The sequence below is a fragment of the Candidatus Streptomyces philanthi genome, from assembly GCF_059553635.1.
Genome location: NZ_JCANQV010000264.1, coordinates 1 through 8,124 on the forward strand (window position 1 = coordinate 1; position 8,124 = coordinate 8,124).

The following is an 8,124-nucleotide window of genomic DNA, read 5'->3' on the forward strand; positions in this document are numbered from 1 at the left end:
GCGACACCGCGAACCCGGTGGGGCGCGGCGACCCGCTGGAGGCCGCGTACCTCCTGGCCTCGCTGGGCGAGGCGACGCCCGAGGCAGCGTACGAGACGGTCAGCTCGGCGGCGCGGGCGGCGCTGGGGCTGCCGGAGGTGCGGGTGGAGGCGGGTTTCCCGGCGGAGCTGCTGGCCGTACGGGGCGAGCGGATCGCGGGGGTGCTCTCGCTCGCGTACAGCCGGGTGGTGGTGCACCGGGGGCGGGTGGTGGCGCGGACGAGCGCGGTGCGCGAGTACTGCGACTCGGCGGCCGCGGTGGCGCTGGAGCTGCCCCGGCAGTCGCAGCGCTAGGTGTACCCGGCCATGGGGTTGGTCACTCGCGTCGGTGGTTGGTCAAGAGGAGACCTCCGGGCGTGGTGGCCCCCGGAGGGCCGGAACGGCCGTGTCCGGCCGCCGGGCCGGTTCCTGACGGCGCACCGGCGCGGCACGGCGTACGGTCGGCAGCATGCGCATTGTCATCGCAGGTGGACATGGTCAGATCGCGCTGCGGCTGGAGCGGTTGCTCGCCGCGCGCGGGGACGAGGTCGCGGGGATCGTCCGGCGGCCGGAGCAGGCCGGCGATCTGCTGGCCGCGGGCGCCGAACCGGTCGTGTGCGACCTGGAGTCGGCGTCGGTGGCGGATGTCGCCCGGCATCTGGAGGGGGCGGACGCGGCCGTCTTCGCGGCGGGCGCGGGGCCCGGCAGCGGCGCCGAACGCAAGGACACCGTGGACCGCGCCGCCGCCTCGCTGTTCGCGGACGCGGCGGAGGCCGCCGGGGTGCGCCGTTTCCTCGTCGTCTCGTCGATGGGCGCGGACCGTGAGCCGCCGGAGGGCACCGACCCGGTCTTCGCGGCCTATCTGCGGGCGAAGACCGCGGCCGACGCGGACGTACGGGCCCGTGCCGGGCTCGACTGGACGATCCTGCGCCCGGGACGGCTGACGAACGACCCGGGAACGGGCCTGGTCACCCTCGCGGACGCCACCGGGCGCGGCGAGGTGCCCCGCGACGACGTGGCGGCCGTCCTGCTGGCGCTGCTCGACGCCCCCGCGACGGCGGGCCGCACGCTGGAGCTGGTGGGCGGCACGGCACCGGTCGCGGACGCGGTGCACGCGGTCTCCGGGGGCTGAACGCGGGCGAGGCCCCTGGACCGCACCATCACGGTCTCCAGGGGCCTCGGCCTGAACGCGACCACCTACTGATGTAGTAGGTGGCCGGGGTCGGACCCGCTCCTCCCAGCCGCACCACCGCGGTCCGGGGGCCTCGCCCGGAACGGGACCACCTCCCGCTTGAGCAGGAGGTCAGCCCCGCCCCTCCCAGCCGTACAGGCTCATGCCCCCCGGGTCCGTCCGCCAGCCGGTCAGGCCCGCCGCGGAGTACGGGAGGAGGCCGGCGGGGAGTGCGTCCAGGGGGAACCACCGCAGGGCCGAGCAGCGGTCGGGTTCGCGGTTGACCGGTTCGCCGTCCCACCGTGTGACCTGGAAGAAGAAGCCGAGGTGGTCGCCGGGGCGGCCGTCGTCGCGGACCGCGTGGACGACATGCGCCAGCCGCAGGCCGGACAGCGGGACCGCCAGGCCGGTCTCCTCGGCGAGTTCGCGGGCGGCGGCGGACGGGACGGACTCGCCCGCCTCCCGCTTGCCGCAGGGCAGCGCCCACCGGCCGTGCCCGTAGGAGCCGCGCCGAAGGGACAGCAGGACGTGGTCGTCGCGGTGGAGGACGAGGTGGACGTCCACGGCGGGGGTGTGCGCGCTCATGCCGCGGCCTCCGTCGTCCGGTCGGGGGCGGGCGCGTCGGCGGGGCCGAGGGCGTGGCGGGCGGCCTGGACCCGGCGGAGCCAGGCGATCTCGCTCTCCAGGTCCTCGCCGGCGCCGGAGGCGAAGTCGGCGGCGTACGGGAGCGGTTCGGTGCCCGCCGCCTTGGCCGCGAGGGCGGCCTCGATCCAGTGGGCCTCCGCGACCGCCCGCGCCGCCGTCTCGTCCCGGCCTTGCTCCCGCGCGCGGGTCAGCGCCTGTTCGTACAGCTCGGTGGGGGCGTAGTAGCGCAGTTCGCGGCCGGCGTCGCGGATCTCGGTGACGTAGCGGTTGAGCCGTACGTCGACGCGTACGCCGGGGCGCAGCAGGTCGACGGCCCGGTTGAGCGGGGGCGAGAGGGCGTGGCCGGGGAGGAGGTGGCTCGGCGGGTCGAGGACGTGGTCGGGTACCGCCCGTGCGAGGCGGGACCACAGGGGGTGGAGGGCGTGGAGTGCCGTGAACGAGCGCCAGCGGTTGACGGCGGTCTGGGTGGCGGGCACGGCGACGCCGAGGACGAGCAGGGGGAACAGGGCGATCTGGAGGCAGTCGGTGACGACTTCCTGGAGGGAGGCGAACTCCGGTGAGGGCGGGGTGACGGTGACGACGGCCAGGTAGGCGGTGCGGAGCAGGGCGTAGAGGACCGCGAGGCCCATGGCGGTCGCCATCATGGCCAGTCCGGTGCGCAGCAGGGTGCTCTTCGCGCGGCGGGCGGCGCTCGCCCACTGGTAGGCGCAGACGGCCGCGGTCGACCCCATGTAGAGGTAGAGCACGCTCATGTAGACGGCCATGCCGGCGTCTCCGGCGTGGTCGGTGAGGAAGTGCTCGGTGGGCCGGCTGCGGTCGATGGCGAGGAAGAACAGGCAGGCCATCAGGGCGATGGTGGCGACGGACGCCTTGACGGCGACGCGCATGACGAGCCGGGCGACGCGGACGTGGCGGGGGACGGTGCCGCCCTCGGGGGTGTCCCCGTAGATCGCGGTCGCGTAGAGCAGCAGGGAGCAGATGCCGGCGACGGCGATGGTGTGCTTGAGCAGGCTGGACAGGTCGTTGACGCCGCTTCGCCCGACGAGGCCGACCACCAGGGGCGTCTTGAGGAGCCATGCGGCGGCGAAGGCGGCGAAGACGCCCCACAGGGTGCGGCGGTTGCCGTCCCGGAAGGCGGAGGGGAGTCTCCAGACGGCCGTCAGCAGCAGGAGTCCTGCCACCAGGTAGGTGAGTGAGTCGAGCATGGACGCGGGTTACCTCGGTTTTCTTCGGCGTGCTCAGCGTGTGCGGCGGCGGGCGACGGGGTGGGACAGACTCTGGTCGAGGCGGTCGACGTCGTCCTCGGTGCGGCCGGTCAGTTCGCGGGCCGCGTGCTGGATGAGGTCCGCCAGGATCTCCGCGCGCTGTTCCTGCGGGGTGTCGTAGCTGGTGCGGCCCATGACCGGGACGTCCCGCATGAAGCGGGCGACCAGTTTGGGGCCGAAGGCGGGGAACAGCCGCAGGAAGTACGCCGGGTCGACCGATCCCGCGTCGTTCTCCCAGACGTGGACCAGCTCGTGGAGGATGATCTGGTCCTGGTGCCGCTGGGTGACGCCGCGTTGGAAGAACACCAGGTCGGCCGCGGGGAGGTTCACCCACAGGCCGCAGGCGCTCTGGGGCGGGGTGGCGCCGGGGGGCAGCGGCAGCAGCACGATGCGCCGGCCGCGGGCGGCCTCGATGGCGCGGACGAACGCGGGGATGCTGAAGGGGTTGGGCAGGGGCATCTCCGCCAGGTGCCGTTCGCACTCCTTGCGGATGTCGCGGAGGGAGGAACGGTGGCGCGGGGCACGCGACGCGAAGGGGAGGAACCGACGCGGCGACATGGTTCTCCTGGTGGTGCGGGGTGGTACAGGGGGGCGCGGTGGCCGGTCAGACCGGCGGGTGGGGGCCGGACGCCGAAGTCCCGTCGCCGGGCAGCCCGTTCTGCTTGATCTCGGCCATGACCTCGTTGACGTAGGCGAGCATCTCCGCGGAGAGTCCGTCGGCCCGCGCGCCGCGTGGCGCGAGCGCGGTGACGTCCCCGGTGTGCAAGGAGGTGAGGAAGCGGAGGCCCTCCACCACCTGGGCGGTGATCTCGTCGTTGTGGAAGTAGGCGGGGCTCACGTCGAAATACCCGGCGAGCGCTTCGAGTTGGCGGATCGTCGGATTGTCCCGCTGTCCGTTGCGCAACAGGGAGATGTACGAGTGGGAGATGACCTGTTCGCCGGCGGCGGCGTTGATCTCGGTGGCCACCTGTCGGTTCGACGGGGGGTTCTCTTCCGGTGCGACGGCGTGGGCGAAAAGGTAGTTGAGCTTGTCGGCCAGGCTCTGGGGTCTGTCCTCCCGGTCGGTGTGCACGATGCTCGCCCCGCCTCTTCCATCGCGTGATATGGGTGCGCCCCTGTGGACGCGTCACTCTAGCGCCGCACCACCACCGGAAGAAACCGAACGGTAGATTTTCGCCCCTCACCTCCGTGTTGACTCATGTGAACACCCCTGGTTAGGGTGATCCTGCCATTTGACCGTGGCATTGAACGGGGGCCGGGGGTCGCCATCCTTGGGTGGCGACCCCCTTTTGGTCCCCGGAATGAGCGAAGGCAACGGGGGTAATGGGGGCAATGGGGGTCACTGCTTTCGGCGGCAGGGAAATCACCGGAGCTGTGGGGACGGAACTCGCCGGCCGGGCGGAGGAATGCGCCGAACTGCTGTCGATGCTGGGGGAAGCGGAGGCGGGCAGACCGGGGATCGCCCTGGTCGAGGGCGCCTCGGGAATGGGGAGAACGTCCCTGCTGGACTGGTTGGCCCAGCAGGGAAAGGCGCGCGGAATGACGGTGCTGCGCGCGCGGTGCGGCGTGCTGGAGCGAGGCTTCCCCCTCGGACTGGCCCGGCAGCTGTTCCGCACGGCGGCCACGGGGAACGGCATCGAGGCGCCGCGTTCGGCCTCCTGGCTGTTCGGTGTTTTCGAGGGGCTTTTCCAGCAGACCGCGCGCATCGCGGAGCGCGCCCCGGTTCTCGTCGTGGTGGACGACTTCCCTTACGCGGACCCGCAGTCCGCGCAATGGATCGATTTCCTTGCCCGGCGGCTGCTCGGCATTCCGGTACTGGTGGCGCTCTCCTCGGACCGGGATGTGGCGTCCGGCCATCAGGCATTGACCACGGAACTCGCCCTCCACTCGGCATGCCGGGTGATAGAACCGGCCCCGCTGCCGGTTTCCGCGGTGGCGGACCTGACGGCCGCCGCACTGGGCTCTGTGGCGGACACCGGATTCGTCCGCGAATGCCACGCGCTGAGCGGGGGAAACCCCGCACTCCTTTCGCTGATGCTGCGCGAATTCACGCGCTCGGGAATCTCCCCGACGGCCGCCGAACTGCCGCGGGCGACCGACGCGGCATTCCGGGTGCTGGTGTCGACGCTCCCGAAATGGCTGGAGCGGTATCCGGACGACGTCTCCGGGGCGGTCGGCATGTTCGCGCTGCTCGGCGACGGCGCGGACCCGGACCTGCTGCGGCGGATGACGGGCATGAGCGTACGGAGAGCCACCTCCTCGCTCACCGTGCTGGAGCGGATCGGGCTGCTGCGCGGGGAGCGTTCGCGCCGTTTCGTCCACCCGCTCGTCCGCGACGCGATCACCGGTGACCTCTCCGTCGCCGAGCGCCGCGCCTTCCACGCACGCGCCGCGCGGGCGCTGTTCGCCGAGGGCGAGTCCCCCGAACGCGTCGCGGCGCACATCATGGCGAGTGCGCCCACGGGCGAGCAGTGGCGGATCGACGTCCTGCGGACGGCCGCCCGCCAGGCGTCGGTGCGCGGCGCGCCACGGACCGCCGTCTCCTATCTGCGCCGCGCGGCGGAGAACGCCCCCACCCTGACCGAACGGGCCGCCCTGCTGATCGAGTTGGGCACCATGGAGGCGGGTTTCGACATGCCGTCCTCGGTCCGGCACCTCGCCGAGGGCATGGACCTCACCGAGGACCCGGCCGCACGCGCCCGCTGCGTCCCCCTTCTCGCCGAAGGGCTGGTGGGGTGCGGGCAGGCCCGGCGGGCGGTGGAACTCCTCGACCGCCTCGCCACCGACATCCCCCCTGGCGACACCGAATCCCTCCACCGGGTACGGGGACAGCGCGCCGTGTCGGCGCTGGCCGCCGGGATCGCGGCCGACCCGTCGGCCCTCTCGCCGGACCGGCGGCTGCCGCCGCCCGCCCTGACCGGCGCCACCTCCGGGGAGCGGACGCTCCTCACGTCGCACGCCCTCCAGGCGTCCATGACCGCGGCCGGCGCGGAGCGGGCGGCGGCCGCGGCCGAACAGGCCCTGCGGGCCTTCGACCCGGACGAGGAACAGCTCTGGGCCGCGACCCTGGCCATCAGCGTCCTCCGGCACGCCGACCGCCTCGAATCCGCGCGCCACTGGGCCGACACCGTCACGGCCCGCGACCTCGACGGCCGTCCGCTGCCGACCCGGGCGATGCTGCACGCCGTCGTCTCTCAGGTCCGCCACCACACGGGCGATGTGCCCGGCGCGGTACGGGAGTCCGAGGAGGCGCTGCTCCTGCTGCCCGACGCGCACCCGTACGGGCCGTTCGTGGCGGCCGCCGCCCTTGTGCCCCTGGTGGAGTGCGGCCGGTGGGAGGAGGCCCGCCGGATCGCCGACGACCCCCGCTTCCGGCGCGCGCCCGAGAACTGGCTCCGGCCCTACTACCTGGCGGCCCGCGGGCAGCTCCGCGCCGCCGAGGGGCAGACCCGGGCCGCGCTGCACGACGTGGAGGAGTGCGGGCGCCTGCTCGCCAAGTACGGCGGCGACAACCCGGGCCGGATCGCCTGGCGTTCCCAGGCCGCGCTGCTGCACCGGGAAGTGGGGCGGAACGACGAGGCGCGCCGCCTGGCGGGCGAGGAACTGGCGCTGGCCCGCCGGTGGGGGGCGCCCCTCACCCTGGCCAGGAGCCTGCGGGCGGCCGCCGTCGTCGGGCAGGGGGCCGACGCGGCGGACCTCCTGGAGGAGTCGGTCGCGCTGCTGGACGGCTCCCCCGACCTGCTGGAGCTGATCCGCTCGCTCATCGCCCAGGGCAACGCCCTGCACGCGTCCGGCCGGACCGCGGCGGCGCGCGAGACCCTGCGCCGCGCCCTCGGCTTCGCGCAGCAGGTCTCGGCGGAGCGGTCGGCGGAGGACGCCTACCGGAGGCTGGTCGCGACGGGCGCGCGCCCCCGGCGCTTCTCCCAGGTCGGGCCGCGCGCCCTGACCGCCGGGCAGCGGCGGGTCGCCGACCTCGCCGCTCAGGGGCTGAGCAACGAGGAGATCGCGGGCCGTCTCTTCATCGCCCAGCGCACGGTGGAGTTCCATCTGACGCACGTCTACCGGAAGCTGGGCATCAGCTGCCGCACGGACCTGGCCCGGACGCTGCGGAGCGGTGCGGCGGCCTGACGGGGCCGTCCGCCGGCCGGGTCAGATGAGGGGGTGCGGTTCGCGTCCGGCGTCCGCGGCCTCCCCGGCCGGTGCCGGCACGGCGGCCAGCCGGGCGTGGTGCCGGGTGAACTCCAGCGTCTCGTCCATGCGCAGGGCCTGGAGCCCGACGGGGATCACCTTGACGGCCTGCCAGCCCATGGCCCTGATCGGGTCGGGCAGCCGGTGCGTCAGATCGACCGCGAGGGGCGAGGCGCCCTGGTCGTGCAGGGCGTCGGCGATGCCGTGCGCCGTGAGGGGGACGGCCGTCGCCGGGGCGGGGGCCGCCGACGGGGCGAAGCCGGCGATCCAGCGTTCCACCGCCCGTACGCCGCGGGGCGATGCGAAGTACCGGGCGCGCTCCAGGTCGTCGCGCGGGCACGGGGACGGCTCGTGTCCTGCGGGGCTCCGTTCCTGGACCAGCCGGAGGGCGGAGCGGATCTGGAGGGCCTCTTGCAGGGCCTTGACCGCGCTGACTCCCGGGTCCCCGGAGGCGCTCGCCCCGACCGCGGCCAGCGGCCGCTCCCCCGCCGCGTCGATGATGATCCCCACCGTGCAGGTGACACCCGGAACGCCGGTGGGGACGTGGGCGAGGACGGGGGCGGCCCCGGTGGCGCGGGCGGCGCCCAGCGCCCGCCGGAACCGCCGCGCGGCGGGGGTGGCGGGCCCCTCGGCGAGGAACCGGTCCGGGTCCAGGCGGCGCAGCGGCAGCCGGTGTTCCCAGGCGACGAGGAAGGCGTCCCGCTCGACCACTTCCAGGAGCGCGGACAGCAGGGCGCCCTCCCGTGAGCCGCCGGACGCGGCACCCGAGGGCGACGGGTCGAAGCCCTCGGCGTCCTCGGGGGCCGCGGGGTAGTCGACGAGCCCCGCCGGGACCAGG

At 74.3% G+C, this 8,124-nt stretch carries 7 protein-coding genes and 1 pseudogene; 3 read left to right on the top strand and 5 right to left on the bottom strand.

Features of this window, described 5'->3' with window-relative positions; all coding sequences use genetic code 11:
- Together AC51EU_RS23925 and AC51EU_RS23930 are read left to right on the top strand one after the other, a co-directional pair.
- Positions 1 to 332: pseudogene (locus AC51EU_RS23925) on the top strand (hydrolase); the annotation flags it as partial.
- A gap of 154 nt (positions 333 to 486) precedes the next feature.
- Positions 487 to 1,149 (top strand): NAD(P)H-binding protein, encoded by a 663-nt coding sequence (locus AC51EU_RS23930; RefSeq protein ID WP_496269113.1) that lies wholly within the window; start codon positions 487 to 489, stop codon positions 1,147 to 1,149.
- A gap of 171 nt (positions 1,150 to 1,320) precedes the next feature.
- Here AC51EU_RS23930 and AC51EU_RS23935 read toward each other — a convergent pair whose 3' ends face one another.
- Genes AC51EU_RS23935 through AC51EU_RS23950 form a run of 4 tightly spaced genes read right to left on the bottom strand, consistent with a single transcriptional unit; the run spans position 1,321 to position 4,170 of the window.
- Complete coding sequence (locus AC51EU_RS23935; protein ID WP_496269114.1) at positions 1,321 to 1,773, bottom strand: NUDIX domain-containing protein; 453 nt, start codon at positions 1,771 to 1,773, stop codon at positions 1,321 to 1,323.
- Positions 1,770 to 3,038: an MAB_1171c family putative transporter gene (locus AC51EU_RS23940; RefSeq protein ID WP_496269115.1), complete on the bottom strand. Its 1,269-nt coding sequence runs from the start codon at positions 3,036 to 3,038 to the stop codon at positions 1,770 to 1,772. The genes AC51EU_RS23935 and AC51EU_RS23940 overlap by 4 nt, the downstream gene beginning before the upstream one ends.
- Before the next feature lie 33 nt (positions 3,039 to 3,071).
- The gene (locus tag AC51EU_RS23945) at positions 3,072 to 3,656 is read right to left on the bottom strand and encodes a toxin (RefSeq protein ID WP_496269116.1); all 585 of its coding nucleotides are present in this window, start codon (positions 3,654 to 3,656) and stop codon (positions 3,072 to 3,074) included.
- Between the two features lie 46 nt (positions 3,657 to 3,702).
- Positions 3,703 to 4,170 (bottom strand): helix-turn-helix domain-containing protein, encoded by a 468-nt coding sequence (locus AC51EU_RS23950; protein WP_496269117.1) that lies wholly within the window; start codon positions 4,168 to 4,170, stop codon positions 3,703 to 3,705.
- 260 nt (positions 4,171 to 4,430) lie between these two features.
- Between AC51EU_RS23950 and AC51EU_RS23955 the strand changes: the two genes are divergently transcribed.
- Positions 4,431 to 7,226 (top strand): helix-turn-helix transcriptional regulator, encoded by a 2,796-nt coding sequence (locus AC51EU_RS23955; protein WP_496269118.1) that lies wholly within the window; start codon positions 4,431 to 4,433, stop codon positions 7,224 to 7,226.
- Between the two features lie 21 nt (positions 7,227 to 7,247).
- On the opposite strand, the gene AC51EU_RS23960 is transcribed toward AC51EU_RS23955, so the two are convergent.
- On the bottom strand, positions 7,248 to 8,124 hold an 877-nt coding region (locus AC51EU_RS23960), incomplete at its 5' end, for a YcaO-like family protein (protein WP_496269119.1).